Origin of the sequence: Actinotignum stranguriae, assembly GCF_051265215.1 — a bacterium.
Classification (GTDB): domain Bacteria; phylum Actinomycetota; class Actinomycetes; order Actinomycetales; family Actinomycetaceae; genus Actinotignum; species Actinotignum schaalii_C.
Genome location: NZ_JBOZCJ010000003.1, coordinates 124,213 through 147,738, shown reverse-complemented (window position 1 = coordinate 147,738; position 23,526 = coordinate 124,213). Strand labels below are relative to the sequence as shown.

Below are 23,526 nucleotides of genomic sequence, written 5' to 3'. Positions count from 1 at the left end.
CCGCGCTAATAAAATGCAACCGGGCCTCAGAGGCCGAGGATGAGGAGCGCAGCCGCGGCCGGTGGGAGCGCTGCCAGTTAGCGGCGTCGTCGCCCCCACCGCGTGCGAGTACAAGAACCGCGCTACAAGAAAACGCGGCTACCGGTTATCGTCGTAAATCGCCAGGTGCTCCAGCGGGGTAGTATCCTCGCGGGCCGCTACCGTGTAGAGCACGGGGAGTGCCGAAATCCACCACGGATCCAGGGGTACCCGGTCCTTCATATCCATCTCTTCGTCGATGCGCATGATCGGATGGGATTCCAGCTTGCCATTGTGTTGGCCAATATAGCGCGCGCCCACCCGTTCTTTCTTCTCCAGCTGCGCGGTGACCTCATCAATGGCGAGGGCAGCGAGCGACACCGCGAGAGTCCGGTCATAGGAGGTTGGGATACCGCCCTGCTGCTGGTGGCCAATAATCGTGGAACGAACCGAGAAAGCCCCGTGGCCTTCCTGCTGGAAAACCCGCCGTAGCAGATCCGCGGTGTAGTACTTGGAAGCATCCTCATTGCGAATGGCCAAGTAGAGGGAACGCGAGCCATCGAAGGCCCTATTCATCCGCTCGGCTTCCTTCGTGAGGAGGGCCAGATCCACCCCGGTTTCGTGCAGGTAGACCTGCTCGGCTCCGGTGGATAGCGCGCTCATAAGCGCGAGGTAGCCGCATTTCCGGCCCATCGTTTCCACCACGAAGCAACGCCGGGACGCGGATGCGGAGCGGCGAATCTTATCGATGGTCTCCACATTGGTATTGAGTGCGGTATCCACACCGATGGAAAGATCATGGCCAGGCAGGTTGTTATCGATGGAGGCCGGCACGCAGATGAGGGGGAGACGGAAAGCGGTATAGCGATCTGCCTCCTTCGCCATATTCCACGCGGTTTCATAGCCGGCCAGGCCGCCGATCATAATAATGGCGTCCAGCCCGTTGGCTTCGATGGAGCGGGCCAGCCCGAAGTAATCCTCAATTCCGAGGACCGAACGGGCGGTGCCCAGTTCCGCACCGCCGAGCGAGACCCAGCCATCCACATCGCCCCAGCTGAGTGGGCGAATATCCCCGCGGATGAGGCCGGGGAAGCCGCCCTCAACACCGAGCATTTCAAAGCCGCGATCCAGGCCGAGCCGCACCGCGCTGCGCGCGGCCGCGTTCATTCCCGGGGCGAGCCCGCCGGCGTGCAGAATAGCCACCCGCGGGCGCCAGCCATCCTTGAAATAGCGGTCTTCACCCAGCGGGGAGGAAAGCGTTTCAAAAAGGGACTTGATCCGGGAGAAGCTGGTGCCGCGTGAGCGCACCGCCGCGTCATAATCGCCTTCCTCGAGGTAGTCAATAACCTTCTTAGTATTGGCAACCGTTTCCACCAGCGGCAGGCGTTGGAGGCGATTATTACGGATCCCGATAATGCAGGATTCTTCGCCCGGTTCGGCCCGGATGACTTCCAGGGCTGCGGTGTAACCGAGCAGAGTGGACATCCAACGGTCATAAGCGGACGGGGTGCCGCCGCGCTGTACGTGGCCGAGCGCGGTAATACGTGGTGATTCTCCAGTACGTTCTTTAATGGCGGCTTGGATGCGCTGCGCGGTGATCTTTTCACCGTGCCGGTCCATGCACCCTTCGGCAACAACGATAATCGAATCACGCCGCCCGGCCGCTCGCCCGGCACGGATCTTCTCACACATGGCGTCTTCCCAGCCATCTTCGGGGGGAAGCTCGGGGATGATGACATCATCCGCACCGCCGGCCATCGCGCCCATAAGAGCCAGGTAACCGCAGCGCCGCCCCATCACTTCCACCACGAAAACTCGCTGGTGGGACGCGGCTGTGGAAGTGAGAGCGTCAATGGCATCAATAATGCGGCACAGGGCCGAATTAGTTCCCACCGTCATATCGGTGCCGACCATATCGTTATCGATAGAGCCGACCACCCCGGCAATATGCAGTTCGGGGTGGCGCGCGGCCACATCGGCCTCAATTTCCCCGGATTCGACCAGTTCGTCGAGGAGTCCAGTCCAGCGCTCGCGCAGGGTATCAGCACCGGTGAGGGAGCCATCCCCGCCGATAACCACGAGGCGGTCAATTCCGGCGCGCACCAGATTCGCGGCTACTGTCCGCATGCCCTCCCGTTCCCGGAATTCGGTGGAGCGGGCCGAGCCGATAACTGTGCCGCCCTTATCCAGAATGGAGGACACATCACTCCAGACCATTGGCTCAATAAGATTATCGATAGCTCCGCGCCATCCCTCGCGAATCGCGAAGGGGCGGGCACCCACGTGTAAAGCGGTGCGCACCACGGCGCGTACCACCGGGTTCATGCCCGGGGCATCCCCACCCGAGGTAAGAATGGCAAGGGATACGGGATCTGCGTGATCTGACATGGTTCCTCCTCCGAAGATCATTGTGTCAAAGATGGTGGGCTCATGTGTGGTGCTAGAGTCCGGCGGCGCGCCCGCGCGGTGTGGTAGCGGTGCGCCGCGCGGGCGCGAAGTTGATTACACTACGAGATAAAGACTACTTCGAGGATGAGGATAACCATGTCGCACCCCATTGACCCCACAACCACGCGCGCCTGGGCGCGGCTGCATGACCTTCACGACGGCTTCACCGCTGATTTCCGCGCTCGCTTCGCCGCGGATCCCCAGCGTGCCGAGCGGCTGAGTTTCACCGCTGGTGATCTTTTTGTGGATCTGTCCAAGTCATATTTAGACGACGACGTCCGCGATGCCCTGATTGAGCTTGCCGAAGAAACCGGGGTTGCCGCGCGCCGCGATGCGATGCTGCGCGGAGAGCGGATTAATGTGACCGAAAACCGGGCAGTACTTCATACCGCGCTGCGGCGCACCGCGGATGACACAGTCGAAGTAGACGGGCACAACGTTGTCACTGATGTACGCGAGGTCCTCGAGCGGATGTACGCTTTCGCCACCAAGGTACGCGAAGGCAGCTGGCGCGGGGTAACCGGAAAAGCCATCACGACCGTAGTCAATATCGGAATTGGCGGTTCGGATCTGGGCCCGGTGATGGCCTACGAAGCACTGCTCCCGTACGTCAAGGACGGGCTGGAATGCCGCTTCATTTCCAATATTGATCCCACCGACGTGGGGGAGACCCTGCGGGGGGTGGACCCGGAAACCGTGCTCTTCATCGTGGCATCCAAGACGTTCACCACTCTGGAAACTCTCACCAATGCCCGCCAGGCCCGCTCGTGGTTCCTCGCCCAGCTCGCCGCGCGCGGCATCCAAGAGGTCGGTGCGGTGGCCAAGCACTTCGTGGCCGTGTCCACCAACCTGGAAAAGGTGGCGGAATTCGGAATTGAGCCCGCCAATGCTTTCGGCTTCTGGGATTGGGTAGGGGGGCGCTATTCGGTTGATAGCGCCGTCGGCCTTTCTCTCGCGATTGCCATCGGGCCGGAACATTTCGAAGAATTCCTCTCCGGATTCCGCACGATTGACGAGCATTTTGCCACCGCGCCGGCCGCGGAAAACGTGCCCCTCCTCATGGGGCTCCTCAATATTTGGTACGTCAATTTCTTCGGGGCGGCCACCCACGCGGTGCTGCCCTACGCCCAATACCTCCACCGTTTCCCGGCTTATCTCCAGCAGCTCACCATGGAATCCAATGGCAAGCGGGTGCGTTGGGACGGCAGCCCGGTGACCACCCAGACCGGGGAAGTGTTCTGGGGTGAACCGGGTACCAACGGCCAGCATGCGTTCTACCAGCTCATCCACCAGGGCACCCAGCTCATTCCAGCTGATTTCATTGCCTTCGCGAATCCTGTTTTCGCGCTGGTGGACGGAGACGCCGATCAGCATGAACTTTTCCTCGGCAATTTCTTCGCGCAAACGAAAGCCCTCGCATTCGGGAAGACCTTGGATGAGGTACGTGCGGAAGGTACCCCGGAAGAAATTGTGACGGCGCGGGAATTCCCCGGGAATAAGCCGACCGCCTCGATTATGGCCCCGGCTCTCACACCCGCGGTGCTCGGCCAGCTTATTGCGCTCTACGAGCACATTACTTTCACGCAAGGTGCGGTCTGGGGTATCGATTCCTTTGACCAGTGGGGCGTGGAGCTGGGCAAGCAGATGGCCAAGGAACTCACCCCGGCGATTAGCGGAGATGCGGCGGCCGTGGAGGCTCAGGATTCCTCCACCCGCCAGCTCATTGAGTACTACCGCGCTCACCGGAAGTAGTGCTGCGCGGCAATAGTGCCGCACGGCACTAGCGCCCAGTAGACACATACGGTGCCGGTCACCCCCGATAACGGGAGTGGCCGGCACCGTATATCTAGCTGCCGTAGCGAGGTAATAGGCAAAATAGTTGCTAGTGACAGCGTGTTGTTAGTTCGGATCCGGCGTGTGTTTTCCGAGGTGTACTGCACATGTCGTACATACGAAGTACAGCTCTGACAACACCTAGTCCCCCGCAGGTGCTGTTGTGCCCCAGGGTGCTGTTGTGCCCCAGGGTACTGGTGTGCCCCGGGGTGCTGGTGTGACTCCTGAGGTTCTGCTCAAGGAAGGACCGATAGACCGAAAGACGGGGCTGCGGACGGTTGTCTAGAGCACCTTGGTGAAGAAATCGCGGGTGCGCTCCGAGCGTGGGTTGTCAATAACCTGAGCCGGGGTACCCTCGTCGATGATCATGCCCTCGTCGAGGAAGACCACCTTATCGGCAACCTCGCGGGCGAAACCGATTTCGTGAGTGACCACCACCATGGTCATACCCCCGCGGGCCAAATCCTGCATCACGGAGAGTACCTCGCCCACGAGCTCCGGATCGAGCGCCGAGGTGGGCTCATCAAAAAGCATGAGTTCGGGGTGCATGGCCAGGGCGCGGGCGATGGCCACCCGCTGCTGTTGCCCGCCCGATAGCTGCGCCGGGAAATGATTAGCGTGATCGCGCAAGCCCACCCGCTCCAGGAGTTCCAAGGCTTCGGCCCGTGCCTCTTTTTCGGGGCGGTGGGCCACCTGCACGGGTGCCTCCATAATATTTTCCATCGCGCTCATATGCGGGAAAAGGTTGAAGCGCTGGAAAACCATCCCGACCTTGGCGCGCTGGGCAGCAACCTCCGCCTCGGTGCGCTGGCGCAGCCAGGTTCCCTGGGAGGTGAGGGCACCGGCCCGGCGAGCCAGCATCCCGCGCCACCCGGTGGGTGCGGGCTGCTCGGTCATGCCCAGCAGCTCCCCGTCCAGGTAGATCCGCCCGGCGGTAATAGTTTCTAGCTCATTCAGGCAGCGCAGCAGCGTGGATTTACCCGAACCGGAAGGGCCGAGCAGCACCACCACCTCGCCGCGCTCTACCGTGAGATTGACACCTTTGAGAACGGTGTGGTCGCCGAAAGATTTGTAGACGTCGCACACGTCCACCATGGCGTGAGTCATTGTGCTCCTTAGGGGGTGACGTCGAGGAAAGCCGTCGTCGCGGTACGCCCGTCAAAGCCGCGCGCGAAATGGCGTTCGATACGGTGCTGCACCATCATGAGCAGCGAGGTAATAACCAGATACCAGATAGCGGCGACCACGAGGAAGGGGAAGGGGAGGTAGGTTTTCGAACCCAAATCTTGGGCCGCGAAAGTGAGGTCCAGGGTGAAGGGAACGGCGAGCACCAGTGACGTGGTTTTGAGCATCGAGATCGTTTCGTTCCCGGTGGGCGGAATAATAATACGCATGGCCTGCGGCAAAATAATACGCCGCATGATCGTGCCCGAACGCATCCCCAGCGCCACTGCGGCTTCCCGCTGGCCCGGATCAATCGCACCCAAACCGCTGCGGATGATCTCCGCCAGGTAGGCACCTTCGTTGAGTCCCAGCCCGATAATTGCCGCGATAAACGGGGTGATGACCCGGTCTGTTTGGAAGGTAAAGAACTCCGGCCCGAAGGGAATCCCCAGGGATAATTTCTGGTAGAGCGAGGGCAGCAGGCCCCAGAACATGAGCTGGGTGTAAATCGGGGTGCCGCGGAAGAACCAAATATAGAAACGGGCCGCCGCGCGCAGTACCGCGTTACTCGATTCGCGCAGCACCGCCATGGTCAACGCCAAGATAATGCCAATAACCATGGCCAGCACGGTCAGCACCAGGGTGTAGACGATACCGCGCAGGATCCGCCAATCGAAAAGATAGCGCCCCACCACATCCCAGTGGAAAGCATCGTTGGTGATAAGCGCGTTAAGCGCCATCGCCCCGAGCACCGCCATGACGATGAGCCAGGCAATATTGCTCAGCTTCACGCGGGCTTGCGGATGAATCTTCTCCATTACTGCACCTGGGGGTTAATCTCAGCAGTGCTCAGCACGCCTTCGGTAATCCCGTAATGCGCGAAGATTTCCTTGAGTTCACCCGAATCCATGAGGGATTGCAACGCGGCCTGCACCGCCTTGGCGAGCTCCGGGTTATCCTTGGCCACCGCGATAGCCACCGGGGCTGAATCGTAGATATCACCCGTGGTCTTCAGCTGCCCGTTAGAGCGGGCCACCGCGTAACCAAGTACCGGGGAATCGGCGAAAATAGCGTCGTACTGGCCGGAGACCACCCGGGTAACGATTTGCGGTACGTCAGGTAGGGACATGATCTTAATCGGCTTGGCGCCCTTGGCTTCGCAGGCAGCGGTGGCCTCCTTGAGGGCATCCTCCTGCGAGGAGCCTGTTTGCACCCCGATGGTGAAACCGCAGGGGTTATTCGGGGTGAAATCGCTGGACTTGGCCGGTACTCCGTATTCGGACCCCGCCTCGAAGTACGTGATCATATTGAAGGCTTCTTCACGTTCGGGAGTGACGGTGAAGGTGGACAGGCCCACATCGAATTTGGTTCCGATCTGGGGGAGAAGTGAATCAAATTCCACGTGCGTGGTGGTGCCGTCTTTGAGCCCCATTTTCTTCGCGATGGCGCGCGTGAGATCAATATCGTAACCGGTGGGGGTCTGCCCGTCCGCCTTGCGGTATTCCGCGGGAGCGTAATCGGTGGACGCGCCGTTGCGCAATTGCCCGCGCGCGGTAATATCCGCGGGAACTAGGGCGACGACGGCGGAATCTGCCGCGATGCCATCAACAGCGAAACCGGATTCACCCGGATCGGCCGCGGCGGTGGAATCCGTCAAAGCCGCCTCGTCGTTGGAGCAGGCGCCCAGCGTGAGGAGGCCGGCGGCGAGCAACGCGAATGTTTTCTTCATTTTCTTCCCCTACGGTGAATGTTTTTTCAGTGTTCGGGTGGAAATTACTCGGAACAATCCCAAGTATAGCCAGTAAGTATGCGCCTAGATGTATAAACATGTGAATATGTGGGTGGATAACCGCGAGTTTGGCGCATTTGCGGGCTTTGTGCGCCCTGGATGTGAGAGGTCTAACGGTGGCGCGCGCCAGCGAAGCGGGTATGTTACGAATCCGTAAGTTACGATTACGTAAGGTTACGCATTAGTAAGTTAGCGGTGGGGTGGCCCGCCGGAAAGAAGGCTGAGGTGAGTCACGTGCATTCAGGAAACGTGCTCTTCCCGCGAACCGCGAGCGCGCTGGGGGAGGTAGGGATCCCAGGTGCCGAGCTCCTACATGCCGAATTGACCACATCCACCCAGGATGATCTGGCTGAACTCTGGCTCAGTTCCGGGGGCGCTCCCGCACCTGGGCTGGTGTGCGGTCTCATTGCTGATGAGCAAAGCGATGGGCGCGGGCGGATGGGCCGCTCCTGGTTCGCTACCAAAGATGGTTCCCTGCTTTTCTCAGTGCTTATTGCAGTGCCGGAAACCGTACGCGCGGAGCTGAGCTGGGTGACGTTCGCCGGGGCACTGGCGGCGCGCGCCGCCCTGGAAAAGCTCGGGGCAGACGTGGCGATTTCCTGGCCGAATGATATTGTCACCCGCCCGCGGGCCGCGAAACTGGCCGGCGTGCTGGGGGAAGTCGTGAGCACGGACGCGGCCGGGAATATCGGAATTGTCCTCGGGGTGGGAATCAACCTGGGGTTGCGCACCGAAGAACTCCCCACTCCCACCTCCGCGTCTCTTGCTACCGCCGGATTCCCGGTTCCCAGCCGCGATGAGGTAGCTGCCGTCTACGTGCGCGAACTCGGGGCGCGGCTGGCCGCCCTCGGTGCCGCCTGCGCAAGCGGGAGGGGCCCGGCGGCAGCTAGCGGCGCCGTCGTACCCGAAACGGAGGCGAGTGATGCCGGGGTGACCGGCACCGGGACTACCGCGGCGGAACGTTCCGGACTCTTAGCCGAACTCAATGCCACCTGCGACACCCTGCGCGAAGGAATCACCGTTAACCGCCCCCGCGATACTCCGGTGCGCGGGCGCGGGATGCGGGTTTTAGCCGACGGCGCACTCGTGGTCGCCACCCCTGGCGGTGAGGTGTGTATTTCCACCGGAGAAGTCTCGCTCCTGGGTCGGGTAACGCCCTCGGAAGGAAAATAGTGATGAAAAAAATTCTTGTTGCCAATCGCTCCGAAATCGCCGAGCGCGTTATTCGTACCGCCCACGATATGGGGATGAAAGCGGTGGCGGTTTATGCCGATGCGGATCGCGAAGCGCAGTTCGTGGAGGATGCCGATAGTGCCTACGCGCTGGAGGGCACCGCGTATGCCGATACCTATATGAATATCGAGAAAATCATCGCGATTGCCAAGCGTTCCCACGCGGACGCCGTGCATCCCGGCTACGGTTTTCTTTCCGAAGTTCCCGAATTCGCCACCGCTGTTATTGAAGCGGGGCTAACGTGGATCGGCCCGGCCCCCGCGGTACTCCATCGCCTCGGCGATAAAATCCAGGCACGCCGCCTGGCCGAATCGGTGGGCGTGGCTCCGGTGCCCGGTGTTTCCGATCCGGTGCAGGGGCGCGCCGGGGTGGATGAGTTCGTGGCCCGCTTCGGTTTCCCGATTGTCACCAAGAAGGCCGACGGCGGGGGCGGGCGCGGTATCACCATCCACAATGAAGCCGCTGACCTGGACCGCTTCTTCGCGGCCCACGGGGCGGATCTGGATTCCTATTTCGTTGAGCGTTTTATTCGCACCGCCCGCCATATTGAAACGCAGTCAGCCCGCGATTCCCACGGCAATTTCGCGGTGATTTCCACCCGCGATTGTTCGGCCCAGCGCCGCAACCAGAAACTCATTGAAGAAGCACCCGCTCCGCTGCTGCCCGGAAACGCGGAAGCGATCGTGACCGAGTGGTCGCGCCGGCTTTTCGAAGCGGTGGATTACGTTGGTTTGGGTACGTGTGAATTCCTGGTGGAACCCGATGGGCGGGTTAATTTCCTGGAAGTGAATCCGCGTCTCCAGGTCGAGCACACCGTTTCCGAAGAGGTGACGGGAATGGACCTGGTACGCGAACAGATTCTTATTGCATCCGGAGCGGAACTCTCTCAGGTTCCCGCCCCGCGCGCCCACTCTTTTGAATTCCGTATTACCTGCGAGGATCCGGCCACCGGCATGGTGCCCTCCACCGGAACTATTGAAAAAATCCGCTGGCCGCTGGGCCACGGGGTGCGTATCGAATCGGGAATTGAAGAAGGCGATATTGTGACCGCCGATTTCGATCCCATGCTCGCCAAGCTTGTGGTGACCGCCCCGGATCGGGAGCAGGCCATTGCCCGTTCGCGCCGCGCGCTCGCGGAATTGCAGATCACCGGGGTGGCCACCCCCTGCGCCATGTACCGCGATGTGCTGGCCATGGAGGATTTCGCCGGGCATATTCCTTCCACCCGCTGGCTGGAAGATACCGTGCTCCCTGCTTACGAAAATACGCAGGCCGTGGCTACCCCGGCGCCTGTTAAAGATGAAGAACCGCGCCATACTTTCGTTATTGAAGTAGATGGGCGGCGTATGCGTATGACCCTCCCGGCCGCGCTGATTGCCACCGGATCGCACGTGGCTCGCCGCACCCTGCAGCCGCGCCGTTCCCAGGCAGCTTCCCGCACCGCGATGCCGGCCCAGGACCTGACCGATCCGAGCGGGATGGTGAATTCTCCCATCCAGGCGATTGTGGTGCGCGTGGTGGTGGAACCGGGGGATAAGGTCCACGAAGGCGATCTGCTGGTCGTGCTCGAATCCATGAAGATGGAAAGTTATGTTTATTCGCCGCGCGATGGCGAAGTGACGGATGTGGAAGTGCGGGCCGGGGCCACCGTGGCAGCTTTCCAGCCCCTCGTGCGGGTGGTGGGTGCCGATGCCTAAAAACCAGCCCAACCCCTGCCCGAAAGTAGCGAAGGAGAATCATGTCGCTGACTGAATTACGTTCCGCCCACGAATGGCAAACCCTGGATCACAGCGCCCAGCAGGTGGACCGGGTGCGTTTCGCGGAGTATCAACATGACCTGGCCCGGCAGGCCGAGGAACACGCCGCAAAGCGCCAGCACTCCATGAGCAAAAAGACCGCCCGGGAACGCATCGCACTGCTGTGCGATGAGGGCAGCTTCACCGAAATCGGGCAGTTCGCCGGCGGGAACCTGGGTCGCGGCTTCCGGGGCGCCGCGGTGGTAACCGGAATTGGCCAGGTGGATGGCCAGCTCGTAGCGGTATACGCCCAGGACTTCTCCGTATCCGGGGGTACCCTGGGGGAGGCCGAGGGCGATAAAATCGTGGCCCTCATGGACAAAGCCCTCGAGCTGCGCATTCCCATGGTGTCCCTGCTTGATTCGGGTGGCGCCCGCATCCAGGACGGCGTCGTCGCCCTGTCCCAATACGGCCGCATCTTTAAGAAAACGATCGCGGCATCGGGCATTATCCCGCAACTTTCCGTCATTTTGGGACCTTGCGCGGGCGGTGCGGTGTACGGGCCGGCCCTCACCGATTTCATTATTATGACGCGCGATAACGCGCATATGTTCGTGACCGGACCGGACGTCGTCAAGGCGACCACCGGAGAAGAGGTCTCCTTCGACGACCTGGGCGGGGCCACCCTCCACAATTTCCAATCCGGGGTGGCCCACTACCTGGCCGCGAACGAGGACGATGCCCTCGATTACACCCGCACTCTCCTCACCTACCTGCCCGCGCATTGCGACGCGGAGCTGCCGCGCTGGGACTATGAGGAAACGGCCACGGATACCCAGTGCGCCCGGCACCTCTCCGATCTGGTGCCCGCCTCCACCAAGCAGCCCTACGATATGCTCGACGTCATCGCGAACCTCGTGGACTACGGGGAATTCGTGCAGGTCCAGGAGCATTTCTCCCGCTCCATCGTGGTGGGATTCGCGGCGCTGGCCGGGCAATCGGTGGGGATCGTGGCCAATCAGCCGCTCGTGGACGCCGGCACCCTGGACGTGGACGCCTCCGAAAAAGCCGGGCGTTTCGTGCAATTCTGCGATGCGTTCCACGTGCCCGTGATCACCCTCGTGGACGTGCCCGGCTATCGGCCCGGCACCGAACAGGAGCAGGCCGGGATTATTCGCCGCGGTGCGAAACTGATCTGGTCCTACGCGAATGCGACGACGCCCCTCGTCACCGTGGTGTTGCGTAAAGCCTACGGGGGCGCCTATATCGTGATGGGGTCGAAATCCCTGGGTGGGGACCTCAACTTCGCGTGGCCGGGTGCCGAAATTGCGGTGCTCGGTGCCGAGGGCGCGGTCGCTATTACAGGGCGACGGCGCCTGCGGGAAGCCGAACAAAACGGTGAGGATGTGGCCGCGGTGCGCCAGCAGCTCATCGAAGAGTACACCCGCGAGAATGTCAATCCTTTCCTCTCCGTGGAACGCGGGGAACTGGACGGCATTATCGCCCCCGAAGATACCCGGCGGGTGCTCATTGAGTCCCTGCGCATCCTCGCCACCAAAGACTGCTCGCATCCGGGCGAGCGCCGGCACGGGAATATTCCCATGTAACGGCCCGCCCCGAACCCAATTTCGATCTTTCCATTTTTCAAGAATTGCCTCGCGGGACCTCCCGCCTCTAGCAGAAAGAACACTATGACCAGCGTGTATGAATCCCTGACGGCCACCCCGCCGGCTTCCCCGTGGATCCTCCAATTCGCCGGCCAGGGCACCCCCTGGCGCGCCGAATTAGATGAGCTGCTCACCTCCGCGCGGCTGCGCGCCGACCTGACCGCGGTGGACGCGGCGGCCGAGGAAATCCTCGCCCCGGTGCTCCCCGAACTCACCGTGATTTCCGCCGGGCGCCTCGACCTGCTGGGCTTGCGCGGCCCCGCCAGCGCCGGGCGCGCCCCCCACACCTCGGTTCCCGGCATCCTGCTCAGCCAGTACGGGGCCTACCGTGACCTGGCCGTGCGCCCCACCGCCACCATCGGGCACTCCCAGGGCGTACTGGCCGCCGCCATGGTGGAATCCAGCGAACCGGCCAGCATTTTCGCCCTCGCCCGCCTCATCGGGGCGGCCGCCTCCAAGATCAGCGGCGAACTCGGGATTACCGCGAGCAAGGACGCCAGCCCCATGCTCTCGGTGCGGGGCGTGGGAGCCCCGTTGCTGCGCCGCCTGGCCGCCAAGGTCCCGGATGCGGATGTGGCCATTATTAACTCGCGGGAAGCCTGCGTGGTATCCGGGCGCCCGGCCGCCCTCACCGCGCTGGTGGCCCTCATCGAACGCGAAGCCGAACGGGAAGCGCGCGCCCGCGCCGATAAACTCACCGGTGGGGAAGCCCTCCACCCGGTGTGTGAATTCCTCAACGTGGGAGCCCCCTTCCACTCCCCGCTCCTCGAACCGGCCGTGGCCCTGGTGGACGCCTGGGCGGCTCGCTGCTCTCTCAACGTGGAACGCAGCGATGAACTGGCCCGCGCCGTGCTCACCGCCAGCCTGGACTGGACCGCGGAATTCGCCGCCGCCCTGGAAGAAGCCGGGCAGGGCGGCACCCCGGCCGGTTTCGTGGTGGACCTGGGCCCGGGCCCGAACCTCAAGACCATCGCCCTGGAAAACCTGGCCGGCACCGGAGTGAGCTACGTGGATGCTTCCACCGCCGCGGCCCGCGATGACCTGGTCACCGGGGTGGCGCGCGTGACCCGCACCCGTGACTGGTCTGAATACGCACCCCAACTGCGCCAGATCAAGGGCCATACCTACCTGGATACCGCTTTCTCGCGGCTGACCGGGCGTAGCCCGATTATGCTCGGCGGGATGACCCCGACCACCGTGGACGGGGAAATCGTGGCGGCCGCTGCTAACGCCGGGTACTGGACCGAGCTCGCCGGGGGCGGGCAGGTCTCCGAAGAAGTCCTGGCTGAGAACCTTTCCACCCTGCGTGAGCACTTGGAACCGGGCCGGGTGGCCCAGTTCAACACCATGTTCCTGGACCGCTACCTGTGGGATCTCCAATTCGGATCTCGCAGGCTCGTTTCCCGCCAGCGCGCTGCCGGGGCACCCCTGGACGGCGTGGTTATTAGCGCCGGCATTCCCGAGAAGGACGAAGCCCTCGAACTCATCGCGCGGCTGCGCGCCGAAGGCTTCCCCTATATTGCTTTCAAGCCCGGCACCGTGGCCCAGATCCGCCAGCTGGTAGAGATCGCCAAGGCCTGCCCGGGAGCCCCGCTTATCGCGCAGGTGGAAGACGGCCACGCCGGTGGGCACCACTCCTGGGAGAACCTGGAAGATCTGCTCATCGCGACGTACGGTCAGATGCGTGAGGCCGGCCTCATTATTACCGTGGGTGGCGGCTTGGGCATTCCCGAGCGGGCGTCGTCGTTCCTCACCGGAACCTGGGCGCAGGCTTACGGTATGCGGCCCATGCCCGTGGACGGCGTGTTCATCGGGACCGCGGCGATGGCCGCGAAGGAAGCGAAAACGAATCCGGACGTCAAGCAGCTTCTCGTTGATACGCCCGGTGTGAGCCCGGACGATAACGGTGGTTGGGTCGCGGCTGGATCCACCCGCGGTGGCATTTGCTCCACCCAGTCCTCCCTGCACGCCGATATTTACAACGTGGAAAACGCGGCCGCCCGTGCCGCGCGCCTCCTCGTGGAAGTGGACGGGGACGCCGAAGCGATTGCCGCGCGCCGCGATGAGATCATCACCGCGATCAACGCCACCGCCAAGCCCTACTTCGGGGATATCGCGCACATGACCTACGCCCAGGTGCTGCGCCGCTATGTGGAACTGACCGTTCCCTGGGCCGACGACACCACCCAAACCCGTTTCTGGGAAATGCTTCAGCGCTTTGAAGCGCGCCTGTGCGAAGCGGAAAGCGGGGAGGTACCCACGCTCTTCCCCACCCAGGCTGATGCCGCCGCCGATCCGCAGGCCGCGCTCGAGCGCTTCCTCGCTGCCTACCCGAGCGCGGAAGAACACACCGTGCTCGCCCAGGATGAGGCGTGGTTCGTGGCTCTGGCGTCCAAGTACCCCAAGCCGGTGCCTTTCGTACCGGTTATTAACGAGCAGGTGCTGCGTTTCTGGGGTTCGGATTCCCTGTGGCAATCCCGTAACCCGCGCTACACCGCGGACCAGGTGCGTATTATTCCCGGACCTACCTCGGTAGCGGCCATCACCAAGGTGGATGAGCCGATTGCCGAGATTCTGGGCCGCTACGAAGAAGATGCCGTGGTCCGGGTGAGTGCGAGCGGGGCGCAGGCCCAGCCGGCCTTCTCCCGCGCGGCACGCGACCGGGAAACCTTCCTGCGGGAAACTCCCTTCATCGTATGGCACGGCCACTTGGCCACCAACCCGGCCCACCTCATTCCGGAAGCGGAAATCCGCGATACTCCGGAGGGCCTGGAAATCTTCGTGCCTCTCGATACCCTCTGGGATGGTACCCAGGCCCACCAGCACGTGGTGCGGCATATGCGCATCCCGCTGCTGCTGCCCGAATCGGTGGCCACCGGCGGGCTGCCCGTGGTGGACGATGCCCGCCTAGAAGGCGCCATGCGCGAGGTCCTCGCCGCGATGTCCGGGGTGGGAACCACGACGCTGGGCGGCACTCCCATCACCGAGCAACCCGACATGATCGACGGCGTGGCCACCCTGACCTTCGCGGTCTCCCCGGAGATCAACACCCTGCACGCGGGGATTACCGCGCCAGCCGGGCGCACTCCGGCGGCCGTACCCTCCGCGCTCCTCGGTTCGTGCTGGCCCACTATCTATTCCGCGATGGGCTCGGGCGAAGCCGATGGTTACCCGATTATCGAAGGGCTGCTCTCCGGCGTGCACCTCGACCACCTCGAAAAGGTGAATGTGCCGGTGGAGGACATCCTGGAGGCCGGGCAGCTCACCGCGCGCTCCTGGGTGGCCTCCGTGGCCGAATCTTCCGCCGGCCGGGTGCTGACCATCCGCACGAATGTTTCGCGCGAAGATGGCACCGTGGTGCTGGAATTCCAGGAACGCTTCGCCATGCGCGGGCGCGCCACCACCACGGATCTGCCTTCGGAGCCGGCCGCCCGCGGGGGAGTGGACGCCGATATTATCGACACCCCGCGCTCGGTGCTGCGCAAGGTTACGGTACAGGCCCCCACCGATATGACGGCTTTTGCCATTGTGTCCGGTGACTTCAACCCGATTCACGTGTCCCGCAACGCTGCGCTAGTGGCGGGAATGGAGGCCCCGCTGGTGCACGGCATGTGGCTGTGCGCCGCCGCTCAGCACGCGGTTGCCGATCCGGTGCCCGGGCGTGCTCCCATGCACATCACCGGGTGGACCTACCGCATGTTCGGCATGGTTAACCTCGGTGACGCGGTGGATATCACCGTGGAGCGCGTGGGCCGGGTGCGCGGGGGCGGGCTTGCCCTCGATGTCACCGCCCGCTGCGGGGATACCGTGGTTTCCCAGGCATCCTGCACCGTGAGCGCCCCGCGTACCGCCTATGTTTACCCGGGGCAGGGGATCCAGGCCCGCGGCATGACCCTCGACGACCGGGCGGCCTCGGCTGCCGTACGCGAGGTGTGGGAACGTGCCGACCGGCATACCCGCTCCGCACTCGGGTTCTCCATCCTCGCCGTGGTGCGCGATAACCCGGTGGAGCTGCGGGTGCGCGATGAGATTTTCCGCCACCCGGAGGGTGTGCTCAACCTCACCCAATTCACCCAGGTGGCGCTCGCGACCGTGGCCTTCGCCCAAACCTCGCGGCTGCGTGAACAGGGTTCACTGGTAAGCGGTGCTTACTTCGCCGGGCATTCCCTGGGCGAATACAATGCCCTCTCCGCGTACTCGCAGGTCTTCAGCCTCGAGGACGTGCTGGAAATCGTGTACCGGCGCGGTACCACCATGCATCATCTCGTGGAACGCGATGAGCAGGGCCGCTCGAATTACCGCATGGGTGCCTTGCGTCCCAACCAATTTGGGGTGGGCGACGACGCCGTGCGCGACTACGTCGCGCAGGTAGCGGCCGCTTCCGGGGAATTCCTCGAGATCGTCAATTACAACCTGGCAGGCGCCCAGTACGCGGTGGCAGGTACCGTGGCGGGCCTGGAAGCCTTGGAAAAGGACGCCAACGAGCGGGCCCGGCAGGCCGGGGGTAAGCGCCCCTTCATGCTGGTTCCGGGTATTGATGTGCCTTTCCACTCCAGCGTGCTGCGCACCGGCGTGGCCGAATTCGGGGACACTCTGCGCGCCATCGTTCCTGCCGATATCAAGCTCGAAATTCTCGAAGGGCGCTACCTGCCGAATCTGGTGGCTCGCCCCTTCGAACTCACGGAAGACTTCTGCGATGCCATTCTTGAGGTGGTTCCCTCCCAGGTGGTGCGCGAGATTCGCGCCGACCTGCCCGCGCGCCTCACGCGCGACCGGGTAGGAACCGCTCGCGAGTTGCTTATCGAGCTACTGGCCTGGCAATTTGCCTCCCCGGTGCGCTGGATTGAAACCCAGGATTACCTCATTGAGGCCGGGGTGGAAGATATCGTGGAAATCGGCCTGGCCGCTTCGCCAACCCTGGCGAATATGGCCACCCGCACCCTCGCGCTGCCCAAGCACGCCCAGCGGCATGTGAGCGTATACAACGTGCAGCGCGATGCCAAGCGGGTTCTGCACGAGGACGTTGCCAGCGCTCCGGTTGCTGAAGAAGGATTCGCGGACGGCACTGCGGCCCCGGCCGCGAACACCGCTGCCGCGGCGAGCGAGGATACCGCTGCGACCTCGGCGCCGGAAGCCACGCCCTCCGCCCCTGCAACTCCGGAAACACCGGCTCCCGCAGCTGCGGCCGCGCCGGCTCCGGCAGCAACCGCGGCGCCGGCGGGCGATGGCCAGCCGGCCGCGGATCTACCCTTCCGAGCCGGGGATGCCCTGCGCGTTTTGCTGGCTTGGTCCACGAAGATCCGCCTGGATCAAATGGGCGATGCCGACTCGGTTGAAACCCTCACCAACGGGGTTTCTTCCAAGCGCAACCAGATCCTCATGGATATGACCGCTGAATTCGACCTGGCCTCCATGGACGGCGCCGCGGAAGCACCGCTGGCTACCCTGGTCTCCCAAGTGGATCAGGCCGCCCACTCCTACAAGCCTTTCGGCAGCGTGCTGCGCGAAGCTATCGCGGACCGCTTGCGCTCGCTCACCGGTGCGGCCGGCGCCAAGCCCGCCCGGGTCGCCCAGCGGGTGCAGGAGACCTGGCAGCTCGGCGAAGGCTGGGTGGCCCACGTGACCGCCACGATCCTTCTGGGTACTCGCGAAGGCAAGTCGGTACGCGGCGACGAATTGGCAACCCTCCCGCTGGCCCCCACCTCGGCCGCCCAGCTCGATGACCTCATCGACGCGGCGGTGCGGGCGGTCGGCGCGGCCCACGGTATCAACGTTGCCCTCCCGAGTACCGGGAGCGGTGCGGGCGGCGTCGTCGATTCCGCTGCCCTGGACGCATATGCCGAACGTATGGACGCGATCCTGGCCGGAACCGCGCGCGACCTGCTCGCGCGCCTCGGGCACAACGAGCGCCCAGAGGCGCCCGCGAGCACCGATGATCTGGCGCTGCGCGAAGCCATGAGCGCGGAACTGGGAAGCGGTTGGGAAGACTTCGTGACCCCGCGCTTCGATCCGGCCCAGGCCGTGCGCCTGTGCGATCGCTGGGCTACCGCCCGCGAGGACGTTGCCAAGATCGCCTTCGGGCATGAGGTAAGCGCCAATTTCACCGGGGTTGGGGAAGAAGTAGCCCGCCAGGCCGAATGGCAGGCGGCTCGCAATCCCGAGCTCGCGGCGCGTTTGACCAAGATCGCCCGTGCGGCCCGCGATACCACCCCCGGCATCTACACCGGGAAGGTCGCGGTGGTCACCGGTATGGCAGAAAACTCCATCGCGGGTGCGGTGGTGGCCGGGTTGCTGGCCGGCGGGGCGACCGTCGTCGCCACCTCCTCGCGTATCTCCACCGCGCGCCTGAACTTCGCCAAAAAGCTCTACCGCGAGAACGCCATCAACGGTGCTGAACTGTGGCTCATTCCCGCCAACCTCGCCTCCTTCCGCGACGTTGACGCGATCACCGCGTGGATCGGTGCCGAACAGCGCGAAACGGTGGGTGCCACCTCGAAGCTCATCAAGCCGGCGCTTATCCCGGATCTCCTGGTGCCCTTCGCGGCGCCGCGGGTGAGCGGCTACCTCAGCGATGCCGGCCCCGAAGCGGAAAACCAGGCCCGAGTGCTGCTGTGGAGCGTGGAACGCCTCATCGGCACCCTCGCGAGCCTCGGAACCGATGCCGCCATTGACCATCGCATGCACGTGATTCTGCCGGGCTCCCCGAATCGGGGATCCTTCGGTGGTGACGGCGCCTACGGCGAAGTCAAGGCCGCGCTGGATGCCGTGGTCAATAAATGGCGCGTGGAGCCCTGGGGGCAGCGCACCACCATCGCGCACGCGAAGATCGGGTGGGTGCGCGGCACCGGCCTCATGGGCGGGAATGATCCGCTGGTGGAAGCCGTGGAAGCCAAGGGCGTGCACACGTGGTCCACGGCGGAAGCCGGGCGCGAATTGCTCACTCTCTTTACGCCTGAATCTGTGGCGGCTGCGCGCACCGCGCCGGTTATTCACGATATGACCGGTGGCTTGGGTGATATTAACCTGCCCGAACTGGCCGCGAGCATCACGCCGCCCGCCCCCGCGCCGACGGCGGAAGCCGCGCCGAGCGTGCGAGCCCTGCCCAGTCCGGTGAGCATCCACCAGCCGACCATGGACCTGGGTGCTTTCGGGAAGGGCACGGCGAAGCCTGAGGACCTCGTGGTTATCGTGGGCTTGGGTGAAACCGGCCCCTGGGGTAGCTCGCGTACCCGGTGGGAAGCCGAATTGGGTATTCAAAGCGACGGCGATGTGGACCTCACCCCGGCCGGGGTGCTTGAGCTGGCCTGGATGATGGGCCTGCTTACCTGGTTTGATACCCCCAAGCCGGGCTGGTACACCCCCGAAGGGGAACTGGTGCCCGAAGAGGATATCTTCGAGCGCTATCGTGATGAGGTTGTGGCACGTTCCGGAATCCGCGCTTTTGTGGACGACGGGCCGCTGGCCGATATCGGAACCACCGATATCGCACCGGTCTACCTGGAGAAGGACGTGACCTTCACGGTGGGCAGCGAAGCGGAAGCTCGCGCCCACGCCGAAGCGGATCCGACCTTCACCAGCTTCTTCGAAGACGACGGCGAATGGCGGGTGACCCGCAAGGCCGGGGCACTGACCTATATGCCGCGCCGCACCACCCTCACCCGCCGCGTTGGCGGGCAGTTCCCCACCGATTTCGATCCGGCCAAGTGGGGGATTCCGGCATCGCTCGTGGAGGGCGCGGACCGGATGGCTATCTACAATCTCATGACGGCGGTGGATGCTTTCCTCTCGGCCGGGTTCTCTCCGGCAGAGCTGCTCGAATACGTCCATCCGGTGGATGTCTCCTCCACGCAGGGCACCGGCTTCGGTGGGATGACCTCCATGCGCCGCCTGTACGTGGATCGCTTCCTGGGTAAGGATTACCCGCAGGATATCCTCCAGGAAACCCTGCCGAATGTTATTGCCGCGCACACCATGCAGGCCTACGTGGGCGGGTACGGTTCCATGATTCACCCCATTGGCGCTTGCGCGACCGCAGCGGTGTCCGTGGAAGAGGGCGTGGATAAGATCGCCACCGGCAAGGCCCAGTTCGTGGTATCCGGTGCGATTGATGACGTGCAGGTGGAGTCCCTTATCGGTTTCGGTGATATGAATGCGACTGCGGATTCTGCCGCGATGGCGAAGAAGGGCATTAATCCGCGCTTCTTCTCCCGCGCTGGCGATCTGCGCCGCGGTGGCTTCGTGGAAGCGTGCGGTGGCGGCACGGTGCTGCTGGCTCGCGGAGACGTGGCCGCCCAGATGGGGCTGCCGGTCTACGGGGTGGTGGCCTACATCCGCTCCTTCGCGGACGGTATCCAAACCTCGATTCCCGCACCTGGCCTGGGAGCATTGGCCGCGGGCATGGGCGGAGAAAACTCCGTACTGGCCACGAACCTGCGCGAGCTCGGCGTGAGTGTGGACGACGTCGCCGTGCTTTCCAAGCACGATACGTCTACCAATGCGAATGATCCGAACGAAGCGGAACTCCATGACCGCCTCTTCACGGCGCTGGGGCGCAGCGAAGGCAATCCGCTCTACGTGGTTTCCCAGAAGACCCTGACCGGGCATTCCAAGGGCGGGGCGGCGCTCTTCCAGATGGCTGGCATCACCCAGATGTTTGCCACCGGGAAGATCCCCGGCAATAAGGCCCTGGACTGCTCCGATCCGGCCTTTGAGGAACGTAGTTACCTAGTGTGGCCGCGTGAAGTCCTCGAGGTGGGAGATATTAAGGCGGCCGTGCTGACCTCGCTCGGTTTCGGCCATGTCTCCGCGCTTATGATGCTCGTGCATCCGGCGGCGTTCGAGGCTGCTATCGCGCGCACCAACGGCGCTAAGGCAGCCCAGCTGTGGCGCGAGAGCGCTGATATGCGCCTGCTGGACGGCGCGCGCCACCTGGTTGCCGGAATGGTCGGCCACGCGCCGCTCTACACCGAAACCTCGGTGGACGAGCGCTTCGCCGGGGATCGCCACGAAGGCGAAGCTGCGCTGCTCCTTGATCCGCGCTATCGCCTGGTGAACGGAAAGTACCAGCTGCGCTAAACCCGAGCGGATCCATCCCATAAGAGCGGGGCGGGGTAGTTCATCACGAACCACTCCGCCCCGTTCTGTGTGTGCGTTGCTTGTGTCTCTGTGCGCGCTTGCTTCTTGGTGGCAGCGGATGTTTCAATACCGTGATGGTGAATCCTGATAGTGAGCCGCGGTATCGCATCGATATTGCAACAGCGCGGAAAATTGCGGTGACGGCGCAGATGCTTGCCCCGGAAGCTCGCAGCGCCGAGCCTTCTATCGCCGATGTTTTCCAGCACCTCGGCTGCGTCCAGATTGATTCGCTACAGGCCGTGCGCAGATCCCAAGAATTGGTTCTGCTCGCCGGCGCACTCGCAGCTCGGCCGCGCGGTGGGGTAGGGCTGGGAACGCAGCAGCCCGGTTAAAACTGCCTGTGAATGGTTGCTGAGCATTGGTGAACTCGCGGTGATCAGCCGAGACGAGAAGTGGCAAAGAATTTACTGCACGCCCGAGCAAGCGGGTTTGCCGGACGCTGAGGTCCTATAAGTCAAACCTCAGGAGTCACACCGGCATCTGCGGGGGCGCTAGGTGTTTTCAGAGCTGTACTTCGTATGTACGACATTCGCAGTACACCCCGGAAAACACATACCGGGCCCGGTCCACCGTGCGACACCGGGCCCGGTTCATGCAGTACTGGACTGGATCCGAGCTAACGGCATACCGTTATGAGCCCCCGTTTACCAGCCGTAATTATCCTTGGAGAAATCCACCGTGATCGCCCCGTCCTTCACTTCGAAGCGCAGGGTGCGGTTCACCCAGATATTGACCGGCCACTCCGATTCTTTCCAGGGATCCTTCTCGCTGTAGCGCTGCTTGTAATTAATAATAGCCTTGCCCTTGACCTTGGCGGTGCCCACGTATGCGCCATTCTCGTAGCGCAGGCTGGTGGCTTCCACCTCAACCTTGGGCTCTTCCTTCCACGAGCGTCGAATCTCCGTCACGGCTTGGAAAAGAGGATCGCTCATATTCAATTCGGGGCAGTCTTTCACCTCGAAGGTATCGGCGGGCATGCACGCCTCGTAGCGGGAATTGACCTGCTTTTGGATTTCCGCGGTTACCTCGGGGGTGAAGCTCGGTTCAATGGATGCCGAGGAACCCGGGCCAATAACCGGAACGGATACACTCTCCGTCTCCCCGAAACTCACGAAGGTATCACCGCCCTGGGCACCCACCGTGTAGGTCCCCGGGAAAGCGGGGAGTGAGTAGTACTCGCTGGCGCGCTCGCCCTTCGTGGCCAGGTCCACCGTGGTCGAAAGATCGACGTCGACCCCATTAATAGTCACGCGCGGCGTGGCGGAACGTAGCTCCACGGTCCCCAGTGGCGCATCGGTCACTTGCCATTCGGAGAAGAACAGGAATTTCTTGCCGCGCTCGCTGAGCGTCAGGTCAACCGGATATTTCTTCATATCGATGGTGAATTCGGCGTTCACGTGCACGGTATTTTTCCCGCCCGGCTGCGATTGTTTAAAGGCGGAGATTACCTCAAAATCGGTGGGCCGATTCGTGGCCTTGCTATAAATCTCATCGCTGAGGAATAGGCGCTCCCCGGAACGCACATTCGGGTCGTATACCTCGAGCGCTGCGCTAGCCTTCCCTTCCACAATCGCGGAGAGATATGCCTCGGCAGTTTTCTCTGGAGCGAATTTACTGGCCGCTACCTTAAAACTAATAACGCCTGCCACGACGAGCACGAGCAGAACCACCAGGCTGATCCACAATTTCTTATGTGATTTCTTCTGGTGTGGCACCGCGGGCATCGCAGTGGCCGGGTACATTCCTCCCTGCGCCCAAGGTCCTGCCGCGGGACTCGGCGCGGTGCCGTAGCCACTCGGAGGTGCGTAGCTCTGCGGCGGGGTGCCGTAGTCCGAGTGCGGCACATAACCGGGAGCGGGTGCGTAGTCAGGAGCCGGTATCGCATCCGGGGCAGCCCCGGCACTGGTCGCACTCGGAATCTCCTCGAGCATTCGCGGAAGTGCGATGCGGGTGGGCGCACCCGCATCAGCCTCGGTGGTGAGCCATGCTTCAGGCTCGCTTGGGGGCAGGGGCGACGGCGCCGCTGGCGCGGGCGAATCACCCGCCGGGGTCTCAGCAGAGAATGCGGCCTCAGGATCGGGCTGCGGGGGAGGCACCGGGACCGCGAGCGGATGCGCCGGAGTAGCCTCGGGCCGCGCTGCCGGCACCTCCTCGACGGGCGGAATCGTCCGGGTCAGCTCCGCTTCCTCAGGGCTCGGCGCGGAGGGCGGCGGAGGCGGAGGCGGGGGCACCGGCGTGGACGGTGGGAACTGGTCAGGTCCGTTAGTCATAGAAAGTCCTTCCTCACAGATGGAGTACGGTGACGTGGAAGGTGGAACTCGCGTGATGAGCCCCGCCGTCGTACCTGTAGAGTTTTTCATAAACTCCACGTATCCAGGGTAGCTGGGATACAGTTGCTACAGGAGAAAACTCCGTATATTAACCATAGAAACTATTAGTAGCTACACGGGTTTTCGTCCGCGTTGTCACGGAACGAAAATTCTATGGGAGAAAGTAGAACGGC

The 23,526-nt window shown here is 63.2% G+C and carries 11 protein-coding genes; 6 read left to right on the top strand and 5 right to left on the bottom strand.

What is annotated here, in order from left to right; translation table 11 throughout:
* Window positions 1-138: 138 nt before the first annotated feature.
* Window positions 139-2,406 carry a 6-phosphofructokinase gene (locus ACRQEG_RS02470; RefSeq protein WP_320757998.1) on the bottom strand — a complete coding sequence of 756 codons (2,268 nt, stop codon included), beginning with the start codon at window positions 2,404-2,406 and terminating at the stop codon, window positions 139-141.
* 156 nt (window positions 2,407-2,562) lie between these two features.
* Here ACRQEG_RS02470 and pgi point away from each other — a divergent pair, with 156 nt between their 5' ends.
* Entirely contained in the window at window positions 2,563-4,218 is a 1,656-nt protein-coding gene (gene pgi / locus ACRQEG_RS02465; RefSeq protein WP_320757999.1) for a glucose-6-phosphate isomerase, read from the top strand.
* A gap of 363 nt (window positions 4,219-4,581) precedes the next feature.
* On the opposite strand, the gene ACRQEG_RS02460 is transcribed toward pgi, so the two are convergent.
* From ACRQEG_RS02460 to ACRQEG_RS02450, 3 genes are read right to left on the bottom strand one after another with little or no spacing between them, the layout of a single operon-like run.
* Window positions 4,582-5,406 (bottom strand): amino acid ABC transporter ATP-binding protein, encoded by an 825-nt coding sequence (locus ACRQEG_RS02460; RefSeq protein WP_320758000.1) that lies wholly within the window; start codon window positions 5,404-5,406, stop codon window positions 4,582-4,584.
* A gap of 8 nt (window positions 5,407-5,414) precedes the next feature.
* A complete protein-coding gene (locus tag ACRQEG_RS02455; protein WP_320758001.1) occupies window positions 5,415-6,281 on the bottom strand; it encodes an amino acid ABC transporter permease in 867 nt (288 codons plus the stop codon).
* Window positions 6,281-7,192, bottom strand: coding sequence for an ABC transporter substrate-binding protein (locus tag ACRQEG_RS02450; RefSeq protein ID WP_320758002.1), 912 nt, complete (start codon window positions 7,190-7,192; stop codon window positions 6,281-6,283). Before ACRQEG_RS02450 ends, ACRQEG_RS02455 begins: the two co-directional genes overlap by 1 nt.
* Before the next feature lie 285 nt (window positions 7,193-7,477).
* Between ACRQEG_RS02450 and ACRQEG_RS02445 the strand changes: the two genes are divergently transcribed.
* The 5 genes from ACRQEG_RS02445 to ACRQEG_RS02425 all read left to right on the top strand — a co-directional run bounded on the left by ACRQEG_RS02445 (window position 7,478) and on the right by ACRQEG_RS02425 (window position 21,355).
* Window positions 7,478-8,425, top strand: coding sequence for a biotin--[acetyl-CoA-carboxylase] ligase (locus tag ACRQEG_RS02445; RefSeq protein ID WP_320758003.1), 948 nt, complete (start codon window positions 7,478-7,480; stop codon window positions 8,423-8,425).
* 2 nt (window positions 8,426-8,427) lie between these two features.
* Window positions 8,428-10,182 carry an ATP-binding protein gene (locus ACRQEG_RS02440; protein ID WP_320758004.1) on the top strand — a complete coding sequence of 585 codons (1,755 nt, stop codon included), beginning with the start codon at window positions 8,428-8,430 and terminating at the stop codon, window positions 10,180-10,182.
* Between the two features lie 41 nt (window positions 10,183-10,223).
* Window positions 10,224-11,828, top strand: a complete 1,605-nt coding sequence (locus tag ACRQEG_RS02435; protein ID WP_435730687.1) for an acyl-CoA carboxylase subunit beta — start codon at window positions 10,224-10,226, stop codon at window positions 11,826-11,828.
* Window positions 11,829-11,912: 84 nt separating this feature from the next.
* Entirely contained in the window at window positions 11,913-20,963 is a 9,051-nt protein-coding gene (locus tag ACRQEG_RS02430; protein ID WP_320758006.1) for a polyketide synthase, read from the top strand.
* 134 nt (window positions 20,964-21,097) lie between these two features.
* The gene (locus ACRQEG_RS02425) at window positions 21,098-21,355 is read left to right on the top strand and encodes a hypothetical protein (RefSeq protein ID WP_320758007.1); all 258 of its coding nucleotides are present in this window, start codon (window positions 21,098-21,100) and stop codon (window positions 21,353-21,355) included.
* Between the two features lie 312 nt (window positions 21,356-21,667).
* On the opposite strand, the gene ACRQEG_RS02420 is transcribed toward ACRQEG_RS02425, so the two are convergent.
* Window positions 21,668-23,293 (bottom strand): zinc ribbon domain-containing protein, encoded by a 1,626-nt coding sequence (locus ACRQEG_RS02420; protein WP_435730690.1) that lies wholly within the window; start codon window positions 23,291-23,293, stop codon window positions 21,668-21,670.
* Window positions 23,294-23,526: the final 233 nt, after the last annotated feature.

Coding starts and splice junctions, on each gene's coding strand:
- ACRQEG_RS02470 (WP_320757998.1), bottom strand. CDS start 2,406: ATGTCAGATCACGCAGATCCCGTATCCCTTGCCATTCTTACCTCGGGT.
- pgi (WP_320757999.1), top strand. CDS start 2,563: ATGTCGCACCCCATTGACCCCACAACCACGCGCGCCTGGGCGCGGCTG.
- ACRQEG_RS02460 (WP_320758000.1), bottom strand. CDS start 5,406: ATGACTCACGCCATGGTGGACGTGTGCGACGTCTACAAATCTTTCGGC.
- ACRQEG_RS02455 (WP_320758001.1), bottom strand. CDS start 6,281: ATGGAGAAGATTCATCCGCAAGCCCGCGTGAAGCTGAGCAATATTGCC.
- ACRQEG_RS02450 (WP_320758002.1), bottom strand. CDS start 7,192: ATGAAGAAAACATTCGCGTTGCTCGCCGCCGGCCTCCTCACGCTGGGC.
- ACRQEG_RS02440 (WP_320758004.1), top strand. CDS start 8,428: ATGAAAAAAATTCTTGTTGCCAATCGCTCCGAAATCGCCGAGCGCGTT.
- ACRQEG_RS02435 (WP_435730687.1), top strand. CDS start 10,224: ATGTCGCTGACTGAATTACGTTCCGCCCACGAATGGCAAACCCTGGAT.
- ACRQEG_RS02430 (WP_320758006.1), top strand. CDS start 11,913: ATGACCAGCGTGTATGAATCCCTGACGGCCACCCCGCCGGCTTCCCCG.
- ACRQEG_RS02425 (WP_320758007.1), top strand. CDS start 21,098: ATGGTGAATCCTGATAGTGAGCCGCGGTATCGCATCGATATTGCAACA.
- ACRQEG_RS02420 (WP_435730690.1), bottom strand. CDS start 23,293: ATGACTAACGGACCTGACCAGTTCCCACCGTCCACGCCGGTGCCCCCG.